23 protein-coding genes are annotated in these 26,862 nt (G+C 61.1%); 7 read left to right on the forward strand and 16 right to left on the reverse strand.

The features are described 5' to 3' along the window. From APH41_RS12740 to pmbA, 4 genes are all read right to left on the reverse strand, one after another. Positions 1 to 429, reverse strand: a complete 429-nt coding sequence (locus APH41_RS12740; RefSeq protein WP_034126307.1) for a hypothetical protein — start codon at positions 427 to 429, stop codon at positions 1 to 3. Positions 430 to 456: 27 nt separating this feature from the next. Beyond that, positions 457 to 1,833 (reverse strand): lyase family protein, encoded by a 1,377-nt coding sequence (locus APH41_RS12745; RefSeq protein WP_054919324.1) that lies wholly within the window; start codon positions 1,831 to 1,833, stop codon positions 457 to 459. Next, positions 1,826 to 2,221, reverse strand: coding sequence for a hypothetical protein (locus tag APH41_RS12750; RefSeq protein WP_003188570.1), 396 nt, complete (start codon positions 2,219 to 2,221; stop codon positions 1,826 to 1,828). The genes APH41_RS12745 and APH41_RS12750 overlap by 8 nt, the downstream gene beginning before the upstream one ends. Before the next feature lie 147 nt (positions 2,222 to 2,368). Continuing rightward, complete coding sequence (pmbA, locus tag APH41_RS12755) at positions 2,369 to 3,715, reverse strand: metalloprotease PmbA (protein ID WP_054919326.1); 1,347 nt, start codon at positions 3,713 to 3,715, stop codon at positions 2,369 to 2,371. A gap of 108 nt (positions 3,716 to 3,823) precedes the next feature. Here pmbA and yjgA point away from each other — a divergent pair, with 108 nt between their 5' ends. Continuing rightward, entirely contained in the window at positions 3,824 to 4,345 is a 522-nt protein-coding gene (gene yjgA / locus APH41_RS12760; RefSeq protein WP_003188568.1) for a ribosome biogenesis factor YjgA, read from the forward strand. A 45-nt stretch (positions 4,346 to 4,390) separates the two neighbouring features. Here yjgA and tldD read toward each other — a convergent pair whose 3' ends face one another. The 8 genes from tldD to mreB all read right to left on the reverse strand — a co-directional run bounded on the left by tldD (position 4,391) and on the right by mreB (position 15,555). Then, positions 4,391 to 5,833: a metalloprotease TldD gene (gene tldD, locus APH41_RS12765; protein ID WP_003188566.1), complete on the reverse strand. Its 1,443-nt coding sequence runs from the start codon at positions 5,831 to 5,833 to the stop codon at positions 4,391 to 4,393. 16 nt (positions 5,834 to 5,849) lie between these two features. Further along, positions 5,850 to 6,698: a carbon-nitrogen hydrolase family protein gene (locus tag APH41_RS12770; protein WP_054897020.1), complete on the reverse strand. Its 849-nt coding sequence runs from the start codon at positions 6,696 to 6,698 to the stop codon at positions 5,850 to 5,852. A gap of 48 nt (positions 6,699 to 6,746) precedes the next feature. Then, on the reverse strand, positions 6,747 to 10,562 hold the full coding sequence (locus APH41_RS12775; RefSeq protein WP_054919328.1) for a YhdP family protein: 3,816 nt from the start codon (positions 10,560 to 10,562) through the stop codon (positions 6,747 to 6,749). Positions 10,563 to 10,640: 78 nt separating this feature from the next. Beyond that, complete coding sequence (gene rng, locus APH41_RS12780; RefSeq protein WP_003188562.1) at positions 10,641 to 12,098, reverse strand: ribonuclease G; 1,458 nt, start codon at positions 12,096 to 12,098, stop codon at positions 10,641 to 10,643. A gap of 70 nt (positions 12,099 to 12,168) precedes the next feature. Next, positions 12,169 to 12,765, reverse strand: coding sequence for a nucleoside triphosphate pyrophosphatase (locus APH41_RS12785; RefSeq protein WP_054897022.1), 597 nt, complete (start codon positions 12,763 to 12,765; stop codon positions 12,169 to 12,171). A 51-nt stretch (positions 12,766 to 12,816) separates the two neighbouring features. Beyond that, positions 12,817 to 13,305 (reverse strand): rod shape-determining protein MreD, encoded by a 489-nt coding sequence (gene mreD, locus APH41_RS12790; protein WP_003188558.1) that lies wholly within the window; start codon positions 13,303 to 13,305, stop codon positions 12,817 to 12,819. Further along, positions 13,305 to 14,378: a rod shape-determining protein MreC gene (gene mreC, locus APH41_RS12795; protein WP_072447076.1), complete on the reverse strand. Its 1,074-nt coding sequence runs from the start codon at positions 14,376 to 14,378 to the stop codon at positions 13,305 to 13,307. The genes mreD and mreC overlap by 1 nt, the downstream gene beginning before the upstream one ends. 139 nt (positions 14,379 to 14,517) lie before the next feature. Beyond that, positions 14,518 to 15,555, reverse strand: coding sequence for a rod shape-determining protein MreB (gene mreB, locus APH41_RS12800; protein ID WP_002555108.1), 1,038 nt, complete (start codon positions 15,553 to 15,555; stop codon positions 14,518 to 14,520). 210 nt (positions 15,556 to 15,765) lie between these two features. Here mreB and gatC point away from each other — a divergent pair, with 210 nt between their 5' ends. From gatC to APH41_RS12830, 6 genes are all read left to right on the forward strand, one after another. Beyond that, positions 15,766 to 16,053, forward strand: coding sequence for an Asp-tRNA(Asn)/Glu-tRNA(Gln) amidotransferase subunit GatC (gatC, locus tag APH41_RS12805; protein ID WP_003188556.1), 288 nt, complete (start codon positions 15,766 to 15,768; stop codon positions 16,051 to 16,053). 16 nt (positions 16,054 to 16,069) lie between these two features. Next, positions 16,070 to 17,521 carry an Asp-tRNA(Asn)/Glu-tRNA(Gln) amidotransferase subunit GatA gene (gene gatA / locus APH41_RS12810; RefSeq protein WP_014716920.1) on the forward strand — a complete coding sequence of 484 codons (1,452 nt, stop codon included), beginning with the start codon at positions 16,070 to 16,072 and terminating at the stop codon, positions 17,519 to 17,521. 10 nt (positions 17,522 to 17,531) lie between these two features. Next, complete coding sequence (gene gatB / locus APH41_RS12815; RefSeq protein WP_054897023.1) at positions 17,532 to 18,977, forward strand: Asp-tRNA(Asn)/Glu-tRNA(Gln) amidotransferase subunit GatB; 1,446 nt, start codon at positions 17,532 to 17,534, stop codon at positions 18,975 to 18,977. Positions 18,978 to 19,107: 130 nt separating this feature from the next. Further along, a complete protein-coding gene (locus APH41_RS12820) occupies positions 19,108 to 19,479 on the forward strand; it encodes a septal ring lytic transglycosylase RlpA family protein (protein ID WP_034126298.1) in 372 nt (123 codons plus the stop codon). A gap of 26 nt (positions 19,480 to 19,505) precedes the next feature. Beyond that, positions 19,506 to 20,585, forward strand: a complete 1,080-nt coding sequence (locus APH41_RS12825; RefSeq protein WP_054897025.1) for a calcium/sodium antiporter — start codon at positions 19,506 to 19,508, stop codon at positions 20,583 to 20,585. After that, positions 20,582 to 20,965, forward strand: coding sequence for a carboxymuconolactone decarboxylase family protein (locus APH41_RS12830; RefSeq protein WP_034126296.1), 384 nt, complete (start codon positions 20,582 to 20,584; stop codon positions 20,963 to 20,965). The genes APH41_RS12825 and APH41_RS12830 overlap by 4 nt, the downstream gene beginning before the upstream one ends. Before the next feature lie 124 nt (positions 20,966 to 21,089). Here APH41_RS12830 and APH41_RS12835 read toward each other — a convergent pair whose 3' ends face one another. The 4 genes from APH41_RS12835 to APH41_RS12850 form a co-directional block, all read right to left on the reverse strand. Next, on the reverse strand, positions 21,090 to 22,031 hold the full coding sequence (locus APH41_RS12835) for an AEC family transporter (RefSeq protein ID WP_034126295.1): 942 nt from the start codon (positions 22,029 to 22,031) through the stop codon (positions 21,090 to 21,092). Positions 22,032 to 22,250: 219 nt separating this feature from the next. Further along, positions 22,251 to 23,804 (reverse strand): galactarate dehydratase, encoded by a 1,554-nt coding sequence (gene garD, locus APH41_RS12840; protein ID WP_054897026.1) that lies wholly within the window; start codon positions 23,802 to 23,804, stop codon positions 22,251 to 22,253. 10 nt (positions 23,805 to 23,814) lie between these two features. Further along, complete coding sequence (locus tag APH41_RS12845; protein ID WP_003188541.1) at positions 23,815 to 25,179, reverse strand: MFS transporter; 1,365 nt, start codon at positions 25,177 to 25,179, stop codon at positions 23,815 to 23,817. Between the two features lie 183 nt (positions 25,180 to 25,362). After that, on the reverse strand, positions 25,363 to 26,808 hold the full coding sequence (locus APH41_RS12850) for an aldehyde dehydrogenase family protein (protein ID WP_054897027.1): 1,446 nt from the start codon (positions 26,806 to 26,808) through the stop codon (positions 25,363 to 25,365). Positions 26,809 to 26,862: the final 54 nt, after the last annotated feature.

Raw genomic sequence — 26,862 nt, forward strand, 5'->3', positions numbered from 1 at the left:
TCAATGTGCTCCATAATGGGACGTGGACGGTGGCGTCGCAGCACTTCCCAGCAGCCGATGAGTGCGCGGGTATTCGCCGTGATCGCTGATGAAATTCAGCAGCTCGACGTAGGTCTTGCTGCTCTGGCGCAACGCGGCCTCGCGCAGTGACGGGCTGAGGCGTGGGTCCTGCATGGTCTGCAAGAGGCGCTGATGGATAGCGCAGAGGTATTCGGCGCTTTCCTCAGGCTGGTTCAGGCGCAAGTGCAGGTCCGCCAGGTTGTGATGGGAAATGACACAGGCCGCCACTGCTTCGTCAGCATCCGCCCAGCGTTCGAACAACACTTGGGCCAGGGCCAGGGCTTGCAGATAGGCCTCGCGAGCGTCAACCAACTCGCCTGCCATAAAGCAGCGATTGGCCCGTTCGATCGTGCGTTTCCAGTGCTCCATGGTGAGCCTCCAAAGCAGGGTCGTTGATTACACGCCGCCGGCGGTGAGCTTTTCCGGGTCCAGCAGGACTTCCAGTTGGCTGCGAGGCAGGTCGGTGTGTTCGAGGGCGACATCGATCACCGGGCGGCCTTGCTGATACGCCTTCTTGGCGATTTCAGCGGCTTTCTGGTAGCCGATGATCGGGTTAAGTGCGGTGACCAGGATCGGATTGCGCGACAGCGCTTCCTTGAGCTTGGGCTCATTGACCTTGAAGCTGGCAATGGCCTTGTCCGCCAGCAACCGGCTGGCATTGGCCAGCAGCTCCAGGCTGCTGAGCAGGTTTTGGGCAATGATCGGGAGCATCACATTCAGCTCGAAGTTGCCCGATTGGCCGGCCACCGTGATCACTGTGTCATTGCCAATGACCTGGGCGGCCACCATGGCGGTCGCTTCCGGAATGACCGGGTTGACCTTGCCCGGCATGATCGAAGAGCCTGGCTGCAGCGCCTCCAGTTCGATTTCACCCAGGCCGGCCAATGGCCCGGAGTTCATCCAGCGCAGGTCATTGGCGATCTTCATCAGCGACACCGCCGTGGCTTTCAACTGGCCAGAGACTGCAACGGCGGTGTCCTGGGAGCCAATCAGCGCGAACAGGTTCTTGCCGGGCGTGAATTTCACCCCGGCCAAAAGGCTCAGTTGCTGGCTGAAGCGCCTGGCAAACTCGGGGTGTGCGTTGACCCCGGTACCGACCGCCGTGCCGCCCTGAGCCAATGCTTGCAGCGCCGGTAGCAGGTCCTGCAAGTGACCGATATTGGCCTTGAGCTGCTGCGCCCAGCCGTTCAGCACCTGGCTCATGCGCACCGGCATGGCGTCCATCAAATGCGTACGGCCGGTCTTGATGAACGGGTGAACCGCCTCGGCTTTTTGCTCGATGACTTGCACCAGATGCAGCAGGGCCGGCAACGTTTGCTCGTGCAGCACCAACGCGGCACTGACGTGGATGGTGGTGGGGATGATGTCGTTGCTGCTCTGGCCGCAATTCACATGATCGTTGGGGTTGACCGCCTCGCCCAGCAAACGGCTGGCAAGGGTCGCGATCACTTCGTTGGCGTTCATGTTGGAACTGGTGCCGGAGCCGGTCTGGAAGATATCCACCGGGAAGTGCTGCATGTAGTCGCCTTCCAGCAAGCCTTGGGCGGCATCGACAATAGCCTTGCCCTGCCCTTCGCTGATTTGCTTGAGCTCGACGTTGACCTTGGCCGCGGCTGTCTTGGCCAGGATCAGGGCGCGGATGAATTGCGCCGGCATGGGTTGATGACTGATGGGAAAGTTGTTCACCGCACGCTGTGTTTGTGCGCCATACAAAGCTTCTTGCGGCACATGCAGTTCGCCCATGCTGTCGCGTTCGATACGGGTGTCACTCATCATTAGATCCTTGCACCAAGTCAGAAACGGAAATCGAAGGCAGTAATTCGCAGCTCGCCAATTGCCAGGCAAAGGTCTGCCAGCGCTTGAGGCGGCAGGCACAGTGGGAGAGTTTTTCCAGGTCGCGCAGTGGCCGCCAGGCCTGGTCCAGGCACAGGGAGCGCCAATGCCAGGGCAATGCGACATCAGCGGCGGTGTCGATCAACAAACGAAATGAGGTTTCAGCGATCGTCCACGGATGGGTTGCGGTGCAACACGCCAGATACCGACCTTCGTTCAGGTAGTGCTCAATCAGGCGGGGTTCATTGGGATCCAGGCCACAGCGAATCTGGCGGCTCATCCAACGCCAGCTTTCCAGATAGGGATCCTCATGCAGGACAGAACTCATGAGCCACACTCATTCGGTAATGATATTTATTATTAAATGATATTGAGAATCAAAACAAGAGCAGCCCATTAATCCTGCCGTGACAAGGCAATAAAAAAAGGCGCGCCATCTTCGCGATGGCGCGCCTTTCAGGACGTGCGGGAGGAATTAGCTGCCAGCGACCGTCATGCGTTCGATCAGCACCGAACCCGTGCGAATATTGCTGCGCAGTTCCAGGTCGTTACCCACGGCAACGATCTGCTTGAACATATCGCGCATATTGCCGGCGATGGTCACTTCCTGGACGGCGAACTGAATCTCGCCATTCTCCACCCAGAAGCCCGCCGCACCCCGCGAGTAGTCACCGGTGACCATGTTCAGGCCATGGCCCATCAATTCAGTCACCAGCAACCCGCGCCCCATCCGCCGCAACAACGCCGCCTGGTCTTCATCACCGTGGGTCACGAACAGGTTATGCACACCGCCTGCGTTAGCGGTGCTTGGCAGGCCCAGCTTGCGACCGGCATAAGTGCCCAGCACATAGGACACCAGCTCACCCTTCTCGACAAACGGCTTGGCATAGGTCGCCAGGCCATCGCCGTCGAACGACGAACTGCCCATCGCGCGCATCAGATGCGGGCGCTCGTCAATGGTCAGCCACTCAGGGAACAGCTTCTGGCCGATGGCGCCTTCCAGGAACGAAGACTTGCGATACAGGTTGCCACCGGAAATCGCGCCCAGGAAGCTGCCGAATAAACCACCGGCCAGCTCTGCAGAAAACAGCACAGGCACTTCGCAGGTCGGCACCGGGCGCGCGCCCAGGCGGCTCGCGGCCCGTTGCGCCGCACGCTGGCCAATGCTTGCAGGGTCTGCCAGTAAATCGCCTTGGCGGTTTACGTCGTACCAGTAATCACGCTGCATCTGCCCATTGGCTTCGGCAATCATCACGCAACTGAGGCTGTGACGCGTGGAGGCATAACCACCGATAAAGCCATGGCTGTTGCCGTAGACGCGGCAACCCTGATGGGTGCTCAAGGTGGTGCCGTCCGCATTCTTGATGCGGGCATCGGCATCGAACGCTACCGCTTCGCAGGTCAGCGCCAGCTCGATGGCTTGCTCAGGGGTGATATCCCAGGCATGGAACAGGTCGAAATCCTGCACATCCTTGGCCATCAGCGCCTTGTCGGCCAGGCCCGAGCTTTCATCCTCGGAGGTGTGCTTGGCAATCGCCAGTGCTGCGGCGACGGTCTCGCGAATCGCCTCCGGCCCACTGGCCGAGGTGCTGGCCGAACCTTTGCGCTGGCCCGCATACAAGGTGATGCCAAACCCTTGGTCGCGATTGAATTCAACCGTTTCCACTTCACGCTGGCGCACCGAAGTCGACAACCCTTGCTCCAGCGACACCGCCACTTCACAGGCGCTGGCCCCCTGGCGCTTGGCTTCGGCAAGGATCTGCTCGACTTGTTCCTGCAGTGCCGGTAACGCTTGTGGACCGACGCTTTGGGCTGCACTCATGGTTTTCTCCACTCAAATTCTGCTTTCGGTAATGGCCATCGAGCGACCGGGCCGGACAAGCGGCCCCCGACTGGTTATCATGGCGGCGTTTCTTTGCGGACTGCCACCATGGTTGATTCTTACGACGACTCCCTCGATGGGGAGAAAAGCAAAACCCAGGTCAAACGTGAGCTGCATGCTCTGGTTGACCTTGGCGAGCGCCTTACAACGCTCAAAAAGGATTTGGTTGCCAAACTGCCACTGACCGACGAAATGCGTCGGGCCCTGGCCGATGCGCCCAAGCACACCGCGAATATCGCGCGTAAACGGCACATCTCGTTTATCGGCAAACTGATGCGCGACCAAGACATTGACGCCATTCTGACTTTGCTCGATCAAACCGATGCCTCCACTCGCCAGTACAACGAACGCTTCCACAACCTGGAACGTTGGCGTGACCGCCTGATCTCGGGCGATGACGCGGTGCTGGAGAAATTCGTACTGGACTATCCGGACGCGGACCGCCAGCAATTGCGCTCCCTGATCCGTCAGGCCCAGCACGAGCTGGCGCATAACAAGGCGCCGGCCACCAGCCGTAAAATCTTCAAGTACATCCGTGAGCTGGACGAGACTCAACGCGGTCTGCGCTGATCCTCTTCCCCGGGTGGCGGTCTTCGCCACCCGAAGCTCCGGCTCCTACGATCCCGTGCCACCCACGGTAATCGCATCAATTTTCAAAGTTGGCTGGCCGACACCTACCGGCACCGACTGCCCATCCTTGCCGCACGTGCCCACGCCGCTGTCCAGCGACAGGTCGTTACCGACCATCGACACCTTGCTCATGGCTTCCGGCCCGTTACCAATCAGCGTCGCCCCTTTGACCGGCGCGGTAATCTTGCCGTCTTCGATCAGGTACGCCTCGCTGGTGGAGAACACGAACTTGCCGCTGGTGATATCCACCTGGCCGCCGCCGAGGTTGGCGCAGTAGATACCGCGTTTTACCGAGGCAATGATTTCTGCCGGATCGCTTTGACCACCGAGCATGTAGGTGTTGGTCATGCGCGGCATCGGTAGATGCGCATAGGACTCACGACGACCGTTACCGGTGCGCGCCACGCCCATCAGGCGGGCGTTGAGCTTGTCTTGCATGTAGCCCTTGAGCACGCCGTTCTCGATCAGGGTGGTGCATTCGGTCGGCGTGCCTTCGTCATCGACGCTCAGCGAACCACGGCGGCCGGCCAGGGTGCCGTCATCGACAATGGTGCACAGCTTGGACGCAACCATTTCGCCCATGCGCCCGCTGTAGGCGGAACTGCCCTTGCGGTTGAAATCGCCCTCCAGGCCATGGCCCACGGCTTCGTGGAGCAACACGCCAGACCAACCCGAACCCAGCACCACCGGCAAGGTGCCGGCCGGCGCGGGAATCGCTTCCAGGTTGACCAATGCCTGGCGCAGCGCCTCACGGGCATAGCCCATGGCACGGTCGTCAGCAAGGAAATAACGGTAGTCGGTGCGCCCACCGCCGCCATGTCCGCCGCGCTCGCGGCGCCCGTTCTGTTCGACGATCACACTCACATTGAAACGCACCAGCGGCCGTACATCCGCCGCCAGCCCACCGTCGGTGGACGCCACGAGGATGCGCTCCCACACGCCAGCCATGCTCACGGTCACTTGCTGGATACGCGGGTCCAAGGCACGGGTAGCAGCGTCGATACGCTTGAGCAGCTCTACCTTTTCCGCACGACTGATCACTTCCAAGGGGTTATCCGGCGCATACAACTGCGCCACGTCCTGGGTACTGAACGCCTGCACCGTGCCATTCTGCCCGGCACGGGAGATCGAACGGGCGGCACGCGCCGCCAGGCCCAGGGCCTCCAGGGTGATCGCATTGCTGTAGGCAAAGCCGGTCTTCTCACCCGATTGCGCGCGAACGCCTACACCCTGGTCAAGGTTGAAACTGCCTTCCTTGACGATCCCATCTTCCAACGCCCAGGACTCGGAAATCTGCCCCTGGAAATACAGGTCAGCCGCATCGATACCCGGCCCGGCCAGATCGCCGAGCACGGTTTGCAGGCTTTCGATGGTCACGCCACCGGGTGCCAGGAGGTGATCACTGACTGAGGACAACAACTCGCTCATAGGTTTGGCCTTAAATTCATCGTTCTGAAGCAGGCCGCTGCGCGCCCTGCGAGAAAAAGCGCCGGTGATTGGCCACCGGCATGCGCGCCCGTATCGACGCCTGTTCACTGCTATCGCGTTCGGCCAGTAACACCGCTTCGCCTTGATCCTGTTGCGCCAGCACTCGGCCCCAAGGGTCGACAATCGCCGCATGGCCAAACGTTTCCCGTGGGCCTGGGTGCACACCGCCTTGGGCGGCTGCCAGCAGGTAGCACTGGGTTTCGATGGCACGTGCGCGAATCAGCACATCCCAGTGTGCAGCCCCGGTCACCGCCGTGAAGGCCGAGGGCGCGGTAATCAGTTCAGCCCCCGCCGCACGTAACTCGCTGTACAGCTCGGGGAAACGCAGGTCGTAACACACCGTCAACCCCACACGGCCCACCGGCGTATCCGCCACCACCACATGGTTACCGAAAGCATAGTCGTCAGATTCGCGATAACGACCGCGAGCATCCGCCACGTCCACATCAAACAGATGGAGTTTGTCGTAGCGAGCGACGATTTCACCCTGATCATTGATCAGCAGCGAGCAAGCATTGGGTTTGGCGTGGGGCTGGTCCTTGGGCGGCAGCGGCAATGTGCCGGCCACTATCCATAAGGTGAGGTCGCGGGCGGCCTGTTTCAACCAGGGCAGCACAGGCCCTTGGCCCAACGCCTCGGCGCGGCCAATGTCGGCCAAGTCGCGGCGGCCCATGGCGGCGAAATTCTCTGGCAGCACCGCGAGTTTCGCGCCATCGGCCGCCGCCTGCTCCAGCAGGCGACGCGCCTGGGCGAGGTTGGCCAGCACGTCACTCTGGCTGACCATTTGAATTACCGCAAAGGACATGGGCCGACACTCCATACAGGGCATGGGGCCATGCTACTCCACAGGCTCTCAGTTTGGCTTTTCAAATGGCTTGTCGAAGGTGATTTTTGGATCCTTCCAGGGGCCTTGCACCTTGTATTGCACACTGGCGAAGCGCGAAACCCGGTCACCGATCAGCTTGTCGATCAAAAACAGCGCACCACCAATGGCCGGCGCACCGACAATCAGCGCCGCAATCGGCAGGTTGTTGGTCACAGGCAAGGTGACCAGCAATTTGGCGTCGACGCGATCAGCAACCAGATCCAGGGTGCCGTTAAGCTCCAGGTTGGTGGAAGGCCCGGTCATGGTGATGGGCTCGCGGGTCACGAACACGCCATTACTGGCGGCCAACAAGCCTTTGACCCTGTCGTAGCTCAAGCCCTTGCCGAACAAGTCGGAAAAGTCCAAACGCAAACGCCGCCCAATGGAGTTGAAGTTAAGCAGGCCAAACACTCGCAATGCCTGGGCCCCGCCCTCCACTTCGACGAACTGACCTTTACGGAACGCGGCATCCAGGCTGCCGGAAAACCGCTTGGGCCCGACCCAGGCCGGCGACCCCGGCCAGCGGCCATCCACGTCCAGATGAAAGTCTTCGCTGGTCACCGTAGGCGCAAAACCCCAGCCCTTGAGCACGTCGGCAATGTTGCGGCCATCAAGGCGGCCCTTGTACCAACTGCTGCTGGCGCCTGGCGCACCTTCCCAACCCCCGGCGCCCTTGAGCAGCATGCCCTTGAGGCCAAGGTCGAGGTTATTGAAGGCCAGCCCTTTGGCGGTGGGGCGGATCCTCAGCGACCAGGCCCCGATCAGGTCCGAGCCCTGGAACAGCTGGTCGACGGCAATATCCAGCGCCGGAATGCTTTTTGGGTCGATATCGGCCAGCGGGTCCGGCGCGTTTTCGTCCGCCTGCGCGGTCGGGTCTGGCGCAGGCAATTTCACATACTTGAGGTTGACCGCAATCGGCGCGCCTTTGGCGTCCGGCAGGTTCACCGCGCCCTTGGCTTGCTGGCTATCGAGTTGCAGGCCCCAGGCCGCTGGTTTGCGATCGAGCTGCAAGCTGACCTGGTCAAACTGGGTACCAAACCCGGTCAGTTTGCCCACCTTGAAGTCCGCACCGCTGAGCAGTTGCTTGGCATTGCCACCTGGATCATTGCCCGCGTAGCGATCCACAAGTTTCTTCCAGGGATCGATATCCAGTTCCGACAGCACGCCACGAATGCGCAGGCCCTTGGCACCGGGCAACACGGCATCGCCGTCGCCGAGGAACAGTTCGCCGCGGCCATCATTGAACTTGTCCGGCGGCGCGGCAAAAGTGAAATTCGCCAACTCGCCGTAATCAAACCAGTAACGGCGCTCAGCACCCTGCAAGGTCATGCGAAAGGTGCTGTCACGCCCCTGGCTGGCGGGCATGCCGAACGGTGCCGGCAGGTCCACCGCGACACCCTTGAGGTTGGAGTTGACCATCAACTGGCTGTCCGCGCCGTCCAGGATCACTTGCAACTGGTACGGAATATCGCCGGAGACCGGCAACGGCTGGCTGATTTTCAACCAGTCCGTAAGGCGCTTGACGGTGACCTGGCCATTGGCAGTCACCCGCGTGCTGATATTGCCCGGTTTGCCTTCGGCAAAGATCTGCGCCGTGATGGGGCGGTCGAACGCCTGGGCCGAGATCTTCTGCCCGCTCAGGCCCTTGGCGCTGTCGAAGCGAAAATCACCCTTGAGCTGGGTCAGGTCCAGCGGCGGCTCGGCCAATTGCAGGCGCGCCTTGTCGGTCTTGAAGTCCACCACGATCTTGGGCTCAGTGCCTTTGGCCAGCGGTACGTCCAGGTCCAGGCTACCTTGCAGGTCGCCCTCGCCTTTCCAGCCGGCGAACGTAGACGCCGTGCCGATAGGGGCTTCTTGAAGGATCTTCAGGCCGTCGCCCAAACCGCCGGAGAACCCGCCCGTGAGCAGCAGATGACTGTCCCCGCCCGCTGGGGCGTGGGGGATATTGACGTAGACATCCTTGACCTGGGTGTCGAGCAACTGGCCCTTGCTCGCCAGAATGCGTACGCCGCTCTCCTCGACAAACACTTCGCCATTGACCTTGTTCACATGAGGCCAGCCCGGCTGGAAGGCGAGTTCGGCATCATGCACCTTGAAGAACAGGCTGATATTGCGCGATGCGGGCAGCGCATTGTGGCTGAGCGAGCCCTGGTACTGGAAGAAGCCTTCGTCCACCGCGCCCTTGAGGATCGCCGTGCGCAGCCATTCATCCAGCGCCGGGCTCAACACGGCCGGTAGGTACTTGGGGGTGAAACGGCCATCGCCATCGACCATGCCGACCCGCAGGTCCATGTAGTCTTCCTGGCTGTGGTCGAAATGCAGACGAATCAGGAAGTCCGCCGCCACCTTGCCTTCCTCCCCCAGGACCTTGATATACGGGGCGATCAGGGTGAAGCCTTGCTTGTCCAACTTCCAGGTCAGGCGCGCATTGGCCTGGATGTACTGCCACGGCTTGGCGAAGATCGGATACAGATGCAAGGAAAAGTCCTTGCTGTCCATGCGCAACTCACCTTGGCCCAGGTCGCCACTGATGCTGCCGGACACATTGCGTGCGGCCGGCGCGCCAAAGTAGGCATCGAAGCCGACACGCTCCAGGTTGGCGGCAAAACTGAGTTTGCGATCGGTGGTGTCTTGCGGTCGGAAGTCCACCAGCACATTGCGTAACAGGCCAGTGGCTTTGAGGTGTTCGACGGCCTTGGCGAAACCGTCCGGTAGCGGCGCCAAGGCGTTGAGCAACGGGGTAATGGGGGTCAGGTCGAGGCGGTCGGCCTGCAATTTCCACACTTCCTGTTCCTTGTCGGTCGCCAGGCTTTGCTGCAATTGCAGGCGCGACTCCCAGCGGGTTTCGCCAATGTTCATCGCCAGGGAATCAAACAGCACCTTGAGGCCAGCGTCACTGCGCTGCAGGTAGGCGGTCAGGGCCAGGTTTTCAAGGTGCACCGGCTTACGGTCGGCGTAACTGCCCTTCACTTGGGGCGAATTGAGGCGTACCGCCGCGCTTTGCACCGTGCCTTTGGCCCAACTGAGCCAAAACTCGCCGCCAGCCTTCAATTGCGTCAGCTTCCATTGCTGGGTCAGTTTGGCGGGAATCCACTTGGCCCAGTCGCTTTGCGGCAGGCTCAGGTAGGCATCGACCTCAGCGTCTTGCCACTGGCTGGCACGAATGCGGCTACGCAGGCTGACCGCCAACGGTTGGCCATCGGGCAATGTCAGGCGAGCGTCCAGACGCTGCTGGCTCATGCCGGTATGCAGGCTCAGGCCCACATAGGTCACGGTCACTGGTGCCTGGTCGAAGGGTTGCAGGGTCACCTGGCTGTCCAGCACCGACACGCGCTTGACCATTTGCATGCGCGTCAGCAGTTGTTGCGGGTCCAACGGCTGGTCGTCCTGCACCGGCAAGCCTTGCAGGGTCCAGCGGCCGTCCTGGTCTTCCTTGACACTCAGTTGCAAGCCACTGACTTGCAGATGGGCGATACGCACTTCGCGGGCCAACAGGCTGGCCCACATATCCGGCACCACTTGCACCTGGTCCAGGCGCAAGGCACTGCTGCCCTCGCCGACCATGACGTCGTGAGCCAGCAATACCGGGGCAAACCCGCTCCAGCGGCCTTCCAGGCTACCGATATGCAGCGGTGTATCCAGCGCAGCCTGGGCCTTGGCCTCGACTTCGGCGCGGTATTCGGCCACCAGCGGGGTGAGTTCGCGCCCCAGGCTCACGTACACCGCCGCCAATACCAGCAACAACGCACACAGGCCCAGACTCCAACGGGTCAAAGCGGCAAAAAAGCGTATCAGACGCTCCATGTCAGGCGACCCTCAAAAAACAGTTAGCGGACCGCAGATCAAGGTCTGCCGGTCTCGAAGAAAGTGCACAGTTGGGGATCAGAGCAACACCACGTCGTATTGTTCCTGGGAATACATGGTTTCGACCTGGAAGCGAATGGTGCGACCGATAAAACTTTCCAGTTCGGCGACGTTACCGGACTCTTCGTCTAGCAGGCGATCCACCACCTTCTGATTGGCAAGCACTCTATAACCTTCCGCCTGATAGGCGCGTGCCTCCCGCAGGATCTCGCGGAAAATCTCGTAGCAAACCGTTTCCGGGGTCTTCAGTTTGCCGCGCCCTTGGCAACTGCTGCACGGCTCGCACAGTACCTGTTCCAGGCTTTCACGCGTGCGCTTGCGGGTCATCTGCACCAGGCCCAACTCGGTGATGCCGATGATGTTGGTCTTGGCGTGATCGCGCTCCAGTTGTTTTTCAAGCGTACGCAGCACCTGGCGCTGGTGCTCTTCATCTTCCATGTCGATGAAGTCGATGATGATGATGCCGCCCAAGTTACGCAGGCGCAGTTGACGAGCGATGGCCGTGGCCGCTTCGAGGTTGGTCTTGAAGATCGTCTCTTCAAGGTTGCGATGGCCCACGAAGGCACCGGTGTTGACGTCGATGGTGGTCATGGCTTCTGCCGGGTCCACCACCAGGTAGCCGCCGGACTTGAGTGGCACCTTGCGCTCCAGGGCTTTCTGGATTTCGTCTTCGACGCCATACAGGTCGAATATCGGCCGCTCGCCGGGGTAGTGTTCCAGGCGATCGGCGATTTCTGGCATCAACTCAGCAACAAATTGCGTGGTGCGCTGGAAGGTTTCCCGCGAATCGATGCGAATTTTCTCGATCTTCGGGCTGACCAGATCGCGCAACGTGCGCAACGCCAGGCCAAGGTCTTCATAAATGACGCTGGGCGCGCCAATGGTCTTGATCTGCGCGTCGATTTGGTCCCACAAGCGCCGCAGGTAGCGAATATCCATGAGGATCTCGTCAGCGCCTGCGCCTTCTGCGGCGGTGCGCAGGATAAACCCGCCCGCTTCCTTGATGCCCTCGGCGGCGACGCAGTCGCTGACCACCTTCTTCAGGCGCTCGCGCTCGGCTTCATCTTCGATCTTCAAGGAAATGCCCACATGGGCGGTGCGCGGCATGTACACCAGATAGCGCGAGGGAATCGACAGCTGGGTGGTCAAGCGGGCGCCCTTGGAACCGATGGGGTCCTTGGTGACTTGCACCACCAGGCTCTGGCCCTCGTGCACCAGAGCGCTGATGCTTTCCACCGCAGGGCCCTCGCGCAAGGAAATTTCCGAGGCATGGATAAACGCTGCACGGTCCAGGCCGATGTCGACGAAGGCCGCCTGCATGCCCGGCAATACGCGCACCACCTTGCCTTTGTAGATATTGCCGACGATCCCGCGCTTCTGGGTGCGCTCGACATGCACTTCTTGCAGAACACCGTTCTCTACCACCGCCACGCGCGATTCCATCGGCGTGATATTGATCAGAATCTCTTCACTCATGGCTGGGTCTCGTTCAGGCGTTTTCACAATAGTGACCGTTCGCTTAAGGCTTGGCGCTGGAATACGGCGTTCAGCACACGGTAAGGTTTTGCCAACAGGGTATGCCGAATTGGGCGAGCAGTTGCGCGGTTTCGCAGACTGGCAGGCCCACCACGGCGGAATAACTGCCATTCAGCCCGGCCACAAACACCGAGCCCAGCCCTTGGATAGCATAGCCGCCGGCCTTGTCCTGCGGTTCGCCACTGTGCCAGTAGGTGGTAGCCTCCCGCACAGAAACCTCGCGGAAACGTACACGGCTGCTGACACATCGGGTTTCACATTGCTGGCCGTCGGTCAGGGCGATGGCGGTGAGCACTTCATGCTCGCGGCCGGAAAGGGCCATCAGCATGGCCAGTGCATCAGCCTGGTCCACCGGCTTGCCCAGGATCCGCCCATCGACAATCACCGCCGTGTCGGCCCCCAGTACGCAGGTGCCCGAGGTGTGGCCAAGCGCGACAAAACCTGCCGTCGCCTTGCCCCGCGCAAGGCGCTCGACATAGGCAACGGCAGGTTCGTCGTTCAGGGGAGTTTCATCAATAGCGGCGCTGACCAGGGTGAAGGGCACACCGATCTGGGCCAGCAGTTCACGTCGCCGCGGGGAGCCCGAGGCCAGATAAAGCGAATTCATTGCAGACTCTCCCTGTGGGGTTCGATAACCAGGCAGAGCCTCGCAATCCATTCAATTGATTTTATAGCGACGACGCAGCCCACGCAGGCCAAAACTGATCCAGGGCCATAACAAGGCGCTGACCAGCGCCGGCAGAACCAAGGCCAGGGTCGGCTGGCGGTTGCCGGTCAACGCGCTGAGCCATAGTTGCACCAACTGCGCCAGGCCGAAGATCACCAGGATCACCAGGCACTGCTGCCACATCGGGAACATGCGCAAGCGCTGCTGCAGCGACAGCACCAGAAAGGTAATCAGGGTCAGGATCAACGCGTTCTGGCCCAGCAAGGTGCCATACAACACATCTTCGGCCAAACCCAGGCACATGGCCGTGACCATGCCCACCTTGTGCGGCAGGTTCAATGACCAGAACGCCAGCAACAAGGCCAGCCAGAGCGGGCGCAGGATTTCCATGAACTGCGGCAGCGGCGAGACGCTGAGCAGCAAGCCGATGGCGAAGGTCAGCCAGACGATCCAGCCATTGCGTGAATGAGTACCCGCCATTAGTCCCCCCTCTGCGGTGTGGTGGCCGGAGCGGCGGTCGGTTTAGCCGGGCGCGCGTTATGCGCGGCAGGTTTGGCCGGCGTTGCCACAGGTGCTGCAGCTGCCGGTGCAGGTGACGTGGCTGGCGCGGGTGCAGGTGGGCCAACAAAAGCAGGTTTTGGCACCGTGGCCGGCACGATAGGCGCGGTGCCATTCTGCTGGTCCTCCGCTTCCTGGGCCTGGGCAGCGTCGTTAGCGCGCTCTTCCGGGGTGCGGTTGTCGCTGAACACCAGCAGCAGGTAACGGCTGCGGTTCAGCGCGGCAGTCGGTACCGCCCGAACGATAGCGAACGGCTGGCCGGAATCGTGGATCACCTCTTTGACCGTCGCCACCGGATAACCCGCCGGGAAGCGCTGGCCCAGGCCAGAGCTGACCAACAGGTCGCCCTCCTTGATGTCAGCGGTGTCGGCCACATGGCGCAGTTCCAGGCGTTCCGGGTTACCGGTGCCGCTGGCAATCGCGCGCAAACCGTTACGGTTGACCTGTACCGGAATGCTATGGGTCGTGTCCGTCAGCAACAGCACCCGCGAGGTGTAGGGCATCAACTCCACCACCTGGCCCATCAGGCCACGGGCATCGAGCACCGGCTGGCCAAGCACCACACCGTCGCGCTCACCCTTGTTGATGATGATGCGGTGGGTAAAGGGGTTGGGGTCCATGCCGATCAGCTCGGCCACTTCGACCTTTTCGTTGACCAGCGCGGAAGAATTGAGCAACTCGCGCAGCCGAACGTTCTGCTCGGTGAGGGCCGCCAGCTTTTGCATGCGCCCCTGCAACAGCAGGTTTTCAGTCTTGAGTTTTTCGTTCTCGGCGACCAGTTCGGTGCGGCTGCCAAATTGGCTGGACACGCCCTGGAAGAGACGTTGCGGCAGGTCGGTGATCCAGTAGGTCTGCATCAACACCAGCGACATCTGGCTGCGCACCGGCTTGAGCAGTGCAAAGCGGGCATCGACCACCATCAGCGCGACCGAAAGCACGGTCAGCACCAATAAGCGCACACCCAATGAGGGGCCTTTGGCGAAAAGCGGTTTAATAAGCCGCTCCTCCCAGGCAAATGTTCTCTTTATTCATACGGCATCAAACCGGCCTGGATGCAGATTGAAGAAGATAAACGCCAACAGGCAGCACTGCAAAGTGCTGCCTGCCGACGAAGCATGAACCATCCAGGCAATCTTATTCGCTGGAGAGCAGGTCCATGGTGTGTTTATCCATCATTTCCAGCGCACGACCACCGCCACGGGCAACGCAGGTCAGCGGGTCTTCGGCGACGATCACTGGCAGGCCGGTTTCCTGGGCCAGCAACTTGTCGAGGTCGCGCAGCAAGGCGCCACCACCGGTCAGTACCAGGCCACGCTCGGCAATATCGGAAGCCAGCTCCGGCGGCGATTGTTCCAGGGCACTTTTCACCGCCTGAACGATGGTGGCCAGGGACTCTTGCAGAGCCTCCAGCACTTCATTGGAGTTCAGGGTGAAGGCACGTGGAACGCCTTCGGCCAGGTTGCGACCGCGCACATCGACTTCGCGCACTTCACCGCCTGGGTAAGCGGTGCCGATTTCCTGCTTGATGCGCTCGGCGGTGGATTCGCCGATCAGGCTGCCGTAGTTACGACGCACATAAGTGATGATCGCTTCGTCGAAGCGGTCGCCGCCCACGCGCACGGATTCGGCATACACCACACCGTTCAGGGAAATCAGGGCGATTTCGGTAGTACCACCACCGATATCCACCACCATCGAACCGCGCGCTTCTTCCACCGGCAGGCCGGCACCGATCGCAGCCGCCATTGGCTCTTCGATCAGGAATACTTCACGGGCACCGGCGCCAAGGGCCGATTCACGGATGGCGCGACGCTCCACCTGGGTGGACTTGCACGGAACGCAGATCAGCACGCGAGGGCTGGGCTGCAGGAAACTGTTTTCGTGAACTTTGTTGATGAAGTACTGCAGCATCTTTTCGCAGACGCTGAAATCGGCGATCACGCCATCCTTCATCGGACGAATGGCAGCAATATTGCCTGGTGTACGGCCGAGCATGCGCTTGGCCTCGGTGCCAACGGCAACGACACTTTTCTGATTACCATGGGTCCGAATGGCCACAACCGATGGCTCATTCAGAACGATACCGCGCTCGCGCACGTAAATAAGGGTGTTGGCAGTGCCCAGGTCAATGGAGAGATCGCTGGAAAACATGCCACGCAGTTTCTTGAACATGGGGAAAGGACCCTAGGCAACGCGTGGGTAAAAAAGTGCGGCAAACTCTAACAACGACAGGGATTTTGGGCAAGGCGCCAATGTGCTAAATTGGCCGACTTTCTGTGCACCAACCCCCACAATCGCGGCCTTATGACCGTAGAAATGCGGTAGTGTTCCGACAATCTAACACACGGACGCCCTCCGTTCTGTTTTCCACTGGAGAATCCCATGGCGCTTGAACGCTCCGACGTGGAAAAAATCGCACATTTGGCCTCGCTTGGCCTTAATGATGCCGATCTTCCACAGACCACCGCAGCCCTGAACAGCATTCTCGGGCTGGTCGACCAAATGCAGGCCGTGAATACCGACGGCATCGAGCCCCTGGCTCACCCACTGGAAGCCAGCCAGCGCCTGCGCGCAGACGTCGTGACCGAACGCAATAATCGCGAGGCCTACCAGTCCATCGCGCCAGCGGTCGAAAACGGCCTGTACCTGGTTCCGAAAGTCATCGACTAAAGGGAAAGAGCCTTTCATGCATCACATGACTCTGGCCGAGATCGCCCGCGGTCTCGCCGACAAATCGTTTTCTTCCGAAGAGCTGACCCAGACCTTGCTGGCGCGTATCGCCGCGCTCGATCCGAAGGTCAACAGCTTCATCAGCCTCACCGAGGAGCTGGCCCTGAGCCAGGCCAAGGCCGCCGACGCCCGTCGCGCCAACGGTGAGAACGGCGCGCTGCTCGGCGCACCGATCGCCCACAAGGACCTGTTCTGCACCCAGGGCATTCGCACCAGCTGCGGCTCGAAGATGCTCGACAACTTCAAGGCGCCCTACGACGCCACTGTGGTCGCCAAGCTGGCCGCCGCCGGCGCCGTGACCCTTGGCAAGACCAACATGGACGAATTCGCCATGGGTTCGGCCAACGAGTCCAGCTACTACGGTGCGGTGAAAAACCCGTGGAACCTGGAACACGTCCCGGGTGGTTCGTCCGGTGGTTCGGCTGCGGCCGTGGCCGCACGCTTCCTGCCGGCCGCTACCGCCACCGATACCGGCGGTTCGATCCGCCAGCCAGCCGCCTTCACCAACCTCACCGGCCTGAAGCCGACCTACGGTCGCGTTTCCCGTTGGGGCATGATCGCCTACGCCTCAAGTCTCGATCAGGGCGGCCCTCTGGCACGCACGGCTGAAGACTGCGCAATATTGTTACAAGGCATGGCAGGCTTCGATAAACAGGACTCCACCAGCATCGACGAGCCAGTGCCGGACTACAGCGCCAGCCTGAACACCTCGATCAAGGGCCTGCGCATCGGCGTGCCGAAGGAATACTTCAGCGCTGGCCTCGACCCGCGTATCGCCGAACTGGTGCAAAACAGCATCAAAGAGCTGGAAAAGCTTGGCGCCGTGATCAAGGAAATCAGCCTGCCGAACAACCAGCACGCGATTCCCGCCTACTACGTGATCGCGCCAGCAGAGGCCTCTTCCAACCTGTCGCGTTTCGACGGCGTGCGCTTCGGCTACCGCTGCGAGAACCCAAAAGACCTCACCGACCTGTACAAACGCTCCCGTGGCGAAGGCTTCGGCAGTGAAGTGCAGCGCCGGATCATGGTCGGGGCCTACGCCCTGTCGGCCGGCTACTACGACGCGTACTACCTCAAGGCGCAAAAAATCCGTCGCCTGATCAAGAACGACTTCATGGCCGCCTTTGAAGAAGTCGATGTGATCCTCGGCCCGACCGCGCCGAACCTGGCGTGGAAGATCGGCGCCAAGACCGGCGACCCGATCGCCGAATACCTGGAAGACCTCTACACCATCACCGCCAACCTCGCGGGCTTGCCGGGCTTGTCCATGCCCGCAGGTTTCGTCGATGGCCTGCCGGTGGGCGTGCAATTGCTCGCACCATATTTCCAGGAAGGCCGCCTGCTCAATGTGGCGCACCAGTACCAGTTGAACACCGACTGGCACACCCGCACCCCTACCGGCTTCTGAGGAGAACACTATGCAATGGGAAGTTGTGATCGGGCTGGAGATTCATACCCAGCTCGCCACCCAATCGAAGATTTTCTCCGGTAGCGCCACCACGTTCGGCTCCGAGCCCAATACCCAGGCCAGCCTGGTAGACCTGGGCATGCCCGGCGTGCTACCGGTGCTGAACCAGGAAGCGGTGCGCATGGCGGTGATGTTCGGCCTGGCGATTGACGCCGAAATCGGCCAGCACAACGTGTTTGCGCGCAAGAACTACTTCTACCCGGACCTGCCCAAGGGCTACCAGATCAGCCAGATGGAACTGCCGATTGTCGGCAAGGGCCACCTGGACATTCCCCTGGAAGACGGCACCATCAAGCGCGTCGGCGTCACCCGTGCACACCTGGAGGAAGACGCCGGCAAAAGCCTGCACGAAGAATTCCCGGGCGCCACCGGTATCGACCTGAACCGTGCCGGCACGCCGCTGCTGGAGATCGTGTCCGAGCCGGACATGCGCAGCGCCAAGGAAGCCGTGGCCTACGTCAAGACCATCCACGCGCTGGTGCGCTACCTGGGCATCTGCGACGGCAACATGGCCGAAGGCTCGCTGCGTTGCGATTGCAACGTGTCGATCCGCCCCAAGGGCCAGGTCGAGTTCGGCACCCGCTGCGAGATCAAGAACGTCAACTCGTTCCGCTTCATCGAGAAAGCGATCAACAGCGAAGTACGTCGCCAGATCGAGCTGATCGAAGACGGCGGCAAGGTGATCCAGCAAACGCGCCTGTACGACCCGAACAAAGACGAAACCCGCGCCATGCGCAGCAAAGAGGAAGCCAACGACTACCGTTACTTCCCCGACCCGGACCTGTTGCCGGTGGTGCTGGAGGATTCGTTCCTCAATGACATCCGCGCCACCCTGCCGGAACTGCCGCAGCAAAAACGCGAGCGCTTCCAGGAGCAGTTCGGCCTGTCGGTCTACGATGCCAGCGTATTGGCCTCCAGCCGTGAACAAGCCAACTACTTCGAAAAAGTCGTGAGCATTGCCGGCGACGCCAAGCTGGCGGCCAACTGGGTGATGGTCGAGCTGGGCAGCCTGTTGAACAAACAGGGCCTGGAAATCGACGACGCGCCGGTCACCGCCGAACAACTGGGTGGCATGCTGCTGCGCATCAAGGACAACACAATCTCCGGTAAAATTGCCAAGACCGTGTTCGAAGCGATGGCCGCCGGTGAAGGCAATGCCGACGAGATCATCGAGAAGCGTGGCCTCAAACAAGTCACCGACAGCGGCGCGATCTCGGCCGTGCTCGATGAAATGCTCGCGGCCAATGCCGAACAGGTCGAGCAATACCGCGCCGCGGACGAAGCCAAGCGCGGCAAGATGTTCGGCTTCTTTGTCGGCCAGGCGATGAAAGCCTCCAAGGGCAAAGCCAACCCGCAACAGGTGAACGAACTGCTCAAAAGCAAGCTCGAAGGCTGATCCATGATCGTTCCCACGCTCTGCGTGGGAACGCCTCACGGGACGCTCCGCGTCCGCTTTTGTGACGCGTAGCGTCACCAGCTGCATTCCCACGCAGAGCGTGGGAACGATCCAACGGGGACATCTTGAAATGAAGCGTCTACTCGGCCTCCTGGCCCTGTCCTCCCTGCTGGCCGGTTGCGCCAGCGGCCTCATCGACCCCAACGGCTACGACGAAACCGGCACCGCGTCCTATTACGGCGCCAAGCACCATGGCAAGAAAACCGCCAGCGGTGAACCTTTCAACCAGAACGCCTTGACCGCCGCCCATCGGCGCCTGCCCTTCGGTACGCAGGTCAAGGTGACCAACCTCGACAACAACCGTTCTGTCGTGGTGCGTATCACTGATCGCGGCCCGCATACCCGTGGCCGCCTGATCGACGTTTCACGCAAGGCTGCCGAGCAGTTGCGCATGCTGCGCAGCGGTACCGCACGGGTACGCGTGCAAGCCCTGAACAACTGATCGAGGCAGCCTTGAGCATTTTCGGATTGAACGCCCTCTCACCCTGGAGCCTGCTCGAACTGGTGGGCGGCCTGATCTTGCTGATCATCGGCGCTGAAATCCTGGTACGCGCCGCAGTACGCCTGGCGGCGAGTCTCAAGGTTCGGCCACTGATCATCGGCTTGAGCATCGTCGCCTTCGGCAGCAGTGCGCCGCAGATGACCGTCAGCCTTCAGGCCACGCTGGCCGGCAACACGGATATCGCTGTGGGCAGTGTCATCGGCAGCAGTATCTTCAACATCCTCGTGACCCTGGGCTTGTCCGCACTGATCATTCCGTTGCGGGTCTCGCGGCAACTGGTGCGCGTAGATATCCCGGTGATGATCGTCGCCGGCCTGCTGGTATTTATCCTGGCGGCTAACGAAATGCTGACGCCCTTCGATGGCGCCGTGCTGCTGGTGGCGCTGGTGGCCTACCTTGGCGTATTGCATTATCAGACGCGTCATTCCCGCCGCCCGCGCACTCTGGACACCGTGGCGAAGGCGCCATGGCTGAGCAGTGTGCTGCTGATGCTCGGCGGTTTGCTGGTGCTGGTGCTGGCCGGGCATTTGTTGCTCGGCGCAGCGGTGGATGTAGCGGGCGATCTCGGATTGTCGGAGCGCGTCATCGGCCTCACGTTGATCGGCGTCGGCACCTCGCTGCCGTGCCTTGCCACATCGCTGATCGCCGCGTTGCGTGGCGAACGGGAGATCGCCGTGGGCAACGTGATCGGCAGCAACCTGTTCAACCTGCTCGGAGTGCTGGGCTTTACCGCACTGGTGGCGCCGACGCCGCTGTCGGTCTCGCCCAACGCCCTGGACTTCGATTTACCGGTGATGCTCGGCGCCATCATCCTGTGCCTGCCGGTGTTCTATACCGGCTATCGGGTAACACGTATCGAAGGGCTGGTGCTGCTGGGGCTGTACCTGGCGTACGGGCTGCATGTCATGGCCTTCACCACTGGCATGCCGCTGGCCAACAAGCTTGAACAATTGATGCTGTATTACGTCCTGCCAGCGTTAGGGGCTCTGCTGTTGTTCACCTCACTGCGCGCCTGGCACCGCCAACACAAGAGGGAATCGCAATGACCGAACAGAAAAAACCCGGGGTTGAAGTACGTCGCCAGGTCATGGGCGATGCGTTCGTCGACCGCGCCCTGGGTAATGCCACGGCGTTCACCCAACCGCTGCAGGACTTCGTCAATGAGCACGCGTGGGGCAGCGTCTGGAACCGCGAAGGGTTACCGCTCAAGACCCGCAGCCTGATCACCCTCGCCGCCCTCACCGCCCTCAAGTGCCCGCAGGAACTCAAGGGCCATGTGCGCGGTGCGCTGAATAATGGCTGTACGGTGGAGGAGATCCGCGAAGCGCTACTGCATTGCGCGGTGTATGCAGGGGTGCCGGCGGCGATTGATGCGTTTCGGGCGGCGCAGGAAGTGATTGAGGCGTATCAGGCCGATCAGCAGTGACTGTCCTGTAGCTATCGCAGGCAAGCCAGCTCCCACACTTGAGGGTATTCACACGCCCACATGTGGGAGCTGACTTGTCGGGTCGCCGCATCGCTGCGATGGGGCCTCAAGCTGCCCGCCGATTTCAGATCCAACCACCCGCCTGCAACACAAAAATCCCGATATTCGTGGTCACCGCCGCCATCAGCGTGGTGATCACGATAATCGCGGCCGCCAGCTCATGATTACCCTGCGCCGCCCGGGCCATCACAAAGCTTGCGGCGGCGGTCGGCGCGCCGAAATACAGGAACAGAATCCCCAACTCCGGCCCTCGGAACCCCAGCAACCACGCGCCCAGGGTGGCGATCACCGGTAGCCAGATCATCTTCATCAGGCTCGCGCTCAACGCCATGTTGCCGCTCTTGCGCAGCGCGGCCATGGACAAGGTGCCACCGATGCAAATCAACGCCAGGGGCAGCGTGGTATCGGACAGGTACTGCAAGGATTTTTCAAGCCAACCGGGCACGCCGATCTGGAAGTACGCGAACGGCGTAGCGACGATCACGCTGATAATCAGCGGGTTGGCCAATACGCTTTTGAAGATGCTCCACGGGTCGGACTTGATCACCGGGCTATAGACCGCCAGCACAATGGTCGACAGCGTGTTGTAAAAGAGGATCACCAGCGCAGCGAGGATCGCGCCCAGGGATATGCCGTAATCGCCGTACATACTGGCCGCCAGTGCCAGGCCGATGACCCCGTTATTGCCACGAAACGCGCCCTGGGCGTAGATGCCTCGGTCTTCGCGCTTGCAGCGAAAGATCGCCCAACCCCAGGCCACGGCAAAGCTCACCAGGGTGGCGACGCAGAAGTAGATGAGCAGGCCCGGCTTGAGCGCCGAGTGCAGGTCGGCATGCAGAATGCCAAGGAACAGCAGCGCCGGCATGGCCACGTTGAACACCAGGGACGATGCGGTGTGGATAAAGTTGTCGTTGATCCAATTGATGCGCTTTAGAAACACGCCCAGGAACAGCATGGCAAACACCGGCGCGGTGATGGTGAGGGTGGTGAGGAAGATTGCCAGCATGCCGGGGAGAACCTTGGTGGGCGTCGTTAGTTGGCTAATGATAAGCCAGTACGAGCGGGTTCGTGTGGGCAACGCCATTCAAATGTGGGAGCTGGCTTGCCGTCGTAGGAGCGAGCTTGCTCGCGAGAAACTCCCAGGCGCCGCGTTCATTCAGTTAACACGCGTTATCGTTGGCGTCTTTCGCGAGCAAGCTCGCTCCTACAGGGTTAGCGCCTGGTCTCAGGTAATCGGCGCCGGGTTGAACAGCGTGATGTCGTTATGCAGCTTATGCCGCTCTGCCCAGGTCTGCTTCTTGCCGCTGGCCACATCCAGATAGAAGTGGAATAGCTCCCAACCCAGCTCCTCGATACTCGCACGCCCCGTCGCAATGCGCCCGGCGTCGATATCGATCAGGTCCGGCCAACGCTGGGCAAGCTCGGTGCGGGTGGAGACCTTCACCACCGGCGCCATCGCCAGCCCATACGGCGTGCCGCGCCCGGTGGTGAACACGTGCAGGTTCATCCCCGCTGCCAGTTGCAAGGTGCCGCAGACAAAATCACTGGCCGGTGTGGCGCAGAAGATCAGGCCCTTTTCCTTGAAGCGCTCGCCAGGGCCAAGTACGCCGCTGATGGCACTGCTGCCGGATTTGACGATGGAACCCAACGACTTCTCGACAATATTCGACAGCCCGCCCTTCTTGTTACCCGGCGTGGTATTGGCGCTGCGGTCTGCCTCACCCTTGGCCAGGTAACGGTCATACCAGTCCATTTCCCGGACCAGCTCGCGGGCAACGTCCGGGTTCTTCGCGCGTGAGGTCAGCAGGTAAATCGCATCGCGCACTTCAGTCACTTCGGAAAACATCACCGTCGCGCCGGCGCGCAGTAACAGGTCCGAGGCATACCCCAGCGCCGGGTTGGCGGTGATGCCGGAGAACGCATCGCTGCCGCCGCACTGCATGCCCAGGATCAACTCGGAGGCCGGCACGGTTTCGCGGCGACGCTGGTTGAGTTTCTTCAAGCGCACGTCGGCCAGGGCCATGATCTGCTCGATCATTTCGGTAAAGCCATGGCTGGAATCCTGCAAGCGATACAGCCACGGCTCGCTCAGGTCCACGGAGCTGTCGTTGTCGTGCATCACCTGGCCGGCCTGGAGCTTTTCACAGCCCAGGCTGATCACCAAGGCTTCGCCGCCCAGGTTGGGGTTGCGCGCCAGGTTGCGCACGGTGCGGATGGGGATGTAGGCATCCGTCGCCGTAATCGCCACGCCGCAGCCGTAGCTGTGGGTCAGCGCCACCACGTCATCGACATGCGGGTACTGGGGCAGCAACTCGTCCTTGATGCGCTTGACCGCATGGTCCAGCACGCCGGTAACGCATTGCACGGTGGTGGTAATGCCGAGGATGTTGCGCGTGCCCACGGTGCCGTCCGCATTGCGATAGCCCTCGAAGGTAAACCCCTCCAGGGGCGTCTGGGTTTCAGGCACCTCGGTGGACAGCGGCAAGCTGTCCAGCGGCGGTGCGGTGGGCATGCGCAACTGGTCCTCCTGCACCCAACTGCCACGCGGAATCGGCGCCAGGGCATAACCGATGGTCTGGCCGTAGCGAATAATCTGGCCGCCCTCGGGGATGTCTTCCAGCGTCACCTTGTGGCTCTGCGGGATGAAATCCACGGTGACCAGGCCGTCGGGAAACTCGGTACCGGCGGGTACCCCTTGATCGTTCACCACGATCACCACATTGTCGCGCTCGTGCAAACGGATCGAGCGCGGCGAGTCGGCATGTTCAATCAACTGCATCACACGAACCTCAGGAATGCGCTTGAGAAAGGTTGGTCAACTCTGGGCCCTGGGTAGGCGGCTCCTTGAGCACCACGCGCTTGATCGGGCCGACAATCACCAAGTAACTGAACACCGCCACCAGCGCGTTGGCGCCCACGAAGACCAGCGCCCATTTGAACGAGCCGGTGGTGCTGATGATGTAGCCAATCACAATCGGCGTGGTGATCGAGGCCAGGTTACCGAAGGTGTTGAACAAGCCGCCACTGAGGCCGGCGATTTGTTTCGGTGAGGTGTCGGATACCACCGCCCAACCCAATGCGCCCACGCCTTTGCCGAAGAAGGCCAAGGCCATGAAGCCCACCACCATCCATTCGATGTCTACGTAATTGCACGCCACGATGCTGCTGGAAATCAGCAGGCCACCGATGATCGGCGCCTTGCGTGCGAAGGTCAGCGAATGGCCTTTGCGCAGCAGGTAGTCGGAAATCACCCCGCCGAGCACTCCGCCGATAAAGCCGCAGATCGCCGGTAACGAGGCAATGAAGCCGGCCTTGAGGATGGTCATGCCACGCTCCTGCACCAGGTACACCGGAAACCAGGTCAGGAAGAAGTAGGTGATGCCGTTGATGCAGTACTGGCCCAGGTAGACGCCGAGCATCATGCGGTTGGTCAGGAGCTGGCGGATGTAATCCCACTTCGGCCCGTCGGTTTTCTTACCCTTGCCCTTGTCCTGATCCATATCGACCATCGCGCCATTGGCGGCGATGTGATTGAACTCGGCTTCGTTGATCATCGGATGCTGGCGCGGGCTGTGGATAACTTTCAGCCAGATCAGCGAGAAAACAATGCCGATCACGCCCATCACGATAAACACGTGCTGCCAGCCGAAGCGATAGACGATCCAGCCCATCAACGGCGCGAACAACACCGTGGCGAAGTACTGGGCCGAGTTGAAGATCGCCGACGCAGTGCCGCGTTCAGCCGTAGGAAACCACGCCGCAACAATACGGGCATTTCCCGGAAACGAGGGCGCCTCGGCCAAGCCCACCATGAAGCGCAGCATGAACAGCGCGACCACCGCAGTGGAGACGCCAAACTCACCGACATAGCCTTGCAGCACGGTGAACAGCGACCAAGTGAAAATGCTCAGGGCATAGACTTTTTTCGAGCCGAAACGGTCGAGCAGCCAGCCACCGGGAATTTGTCCGGCCACGTAGGCCCAACCGAATGCAGAGAAGATATAACCGAGGGTGACCGCGTCGATACCGAGGTCTTTTTGCAGGCTGGAGCCGGCGATAGCGATGGTGGCCCGGTCGGCGTAGTTGATCGTGGTCACCAGGAACAGCATGAGCAGGATCAAATAGCGGACGTGGGTCGGCTTGGTCGCTTGCATGTAGAAGTACTCCCACTAATTATTTTTTTTGCGGGTAATGATTTTGTATTGCCTGGTTGCGCCTCCCTGTAGGAGCGAGCTTGCTCGCGAAGAACTTCAACGATTACGCGGGCATTCAGGATGCACGCGGTGAATTTGAGTTTTTCGCGAGCAAGCTCGCTCCTACAGAGAGGGTGCTGCGTGTTACGAACCGATGTAGCTGGTTTTCACCACGGTGTAGAACTCTTGCGCATAGCGACCCTGCTCACGCGAACCGTAGGATGAACCCTTACGGCCACCAAATGGAACGTGGTAATCCACCCCTGCCGTCGGCAGGTTGACCATCACCATCCCGGCCTGGGAGTGGCGCTTGAAGTGGTTGGCATATTTGAGCGAGGTGGTGGCAATACCGGCCGACAAGCCGAACTCGGTGTCATTGGCCATGGCCAGCGCCGCCTCGTAGTCCGCCACGCGCACCACGTTGGCCACCGGGCCGAAGATCTCTTCACGGCTGATGCGCATGCCCGCTTCACTGTCGGCAAACAGTGTGGGCGCCAGGTAATAGCCTTCGGTGTCGCAGGTCACCAGGCCGCCCCCACTCACCAGCCGGGCACCTTCGCTCTGGCCGATGTCGATGTATTTCAGGTCCTGATCCAACTGGGCCTGGGATACCACCGGGCCAATGTCGGTGCCGCTATTCAAAGCGTGGCCCACCTTGATCGACTTCATGCGCTCGGCCATGGCGGCGACAAACTGGTCGTGGATCCCCGCGGTGACAATCAAGCGGCTCGAGGCCGTGCAACGCTGGCCGGTAGAGTAGAACGCACTCTGTACCGACAGCTCGACAGCCTGCTTGAGGTCGGCATCGTCGAGAATGATTTGCGGGTTCTTGCCACCCATCTCCAACTGCACCTTGGCCTGGCGCGATACACAACTGACCGCGATCTGACGCCCAACGCCCACCGACCCGGTGAAACTGATGCCATCGACTTTCGGGCTGTTGACCAACACGTCGCCGACCACACGGCCACTGCCCATCACCAGGTTGAACACACCGGCGGGGAAACCGGCGCGGGAGATGATTTCGGCCAAGGCCCAGGCGCAGCCCGGCACCAGCTCGGCAGGCTTGATCACCACGCAGTTGCCGTAGGCCAGGGCCGGGGCGATTTTCCACGCGGGGATGGCGATCGGGAAGTTCCACGGGGTGATCAGACCCACCACACCGAGGGCTTCGCGGGTCACTTCAACGTTGACGCCCGGGCGCACCGACGGCACGTAATCGCCCGACAGGCGCAAGCATTCACCGGCGAAGAATTTGAAGATATTGCCGGCGCGGGTCACCTCGCCAATGGCTTCGGGCAGGGTCTTGCCCTCTTCCCGGGCCAGCAGGGTGCCGAGTTCTTCACGACGGGCGAGGATCTCGCTGCCGACTTTATCCAGCGCATCGTGACGCGCCTGGATACCGGAGGTGGACCACGCCGGGAACGCGGCGCGGGCAGCGTCGATGGCCGCGTTGACTTGGGCCACGTCGGCTTTGGCGTATTCGCCAATGGCGTCGGACACATCCGACGGGTTGATGTTGGTGCAGTAGTCGGCGCCGGTTACCCATTCGCCATTGATGTAGTTCTCAAAACGCTTTGCCTGGGACACGAATCTTCTCCTGACGCAAAAGGCCGCTGATTGCTCAGCGGCCTTGTGGATAAT

The sequence above is a fragment of the Pseudomonas sp. NBRC 111138 genome (assembly GCF_001320835.1).
Taxonomy (GTDB): Bacteria; Pseudomonadota; Gammaproteobacteria; order Pseudomonadales; family Pseudomonadaceae; genus Aquipseudomonas; species Aquipseudomonas paracarnis.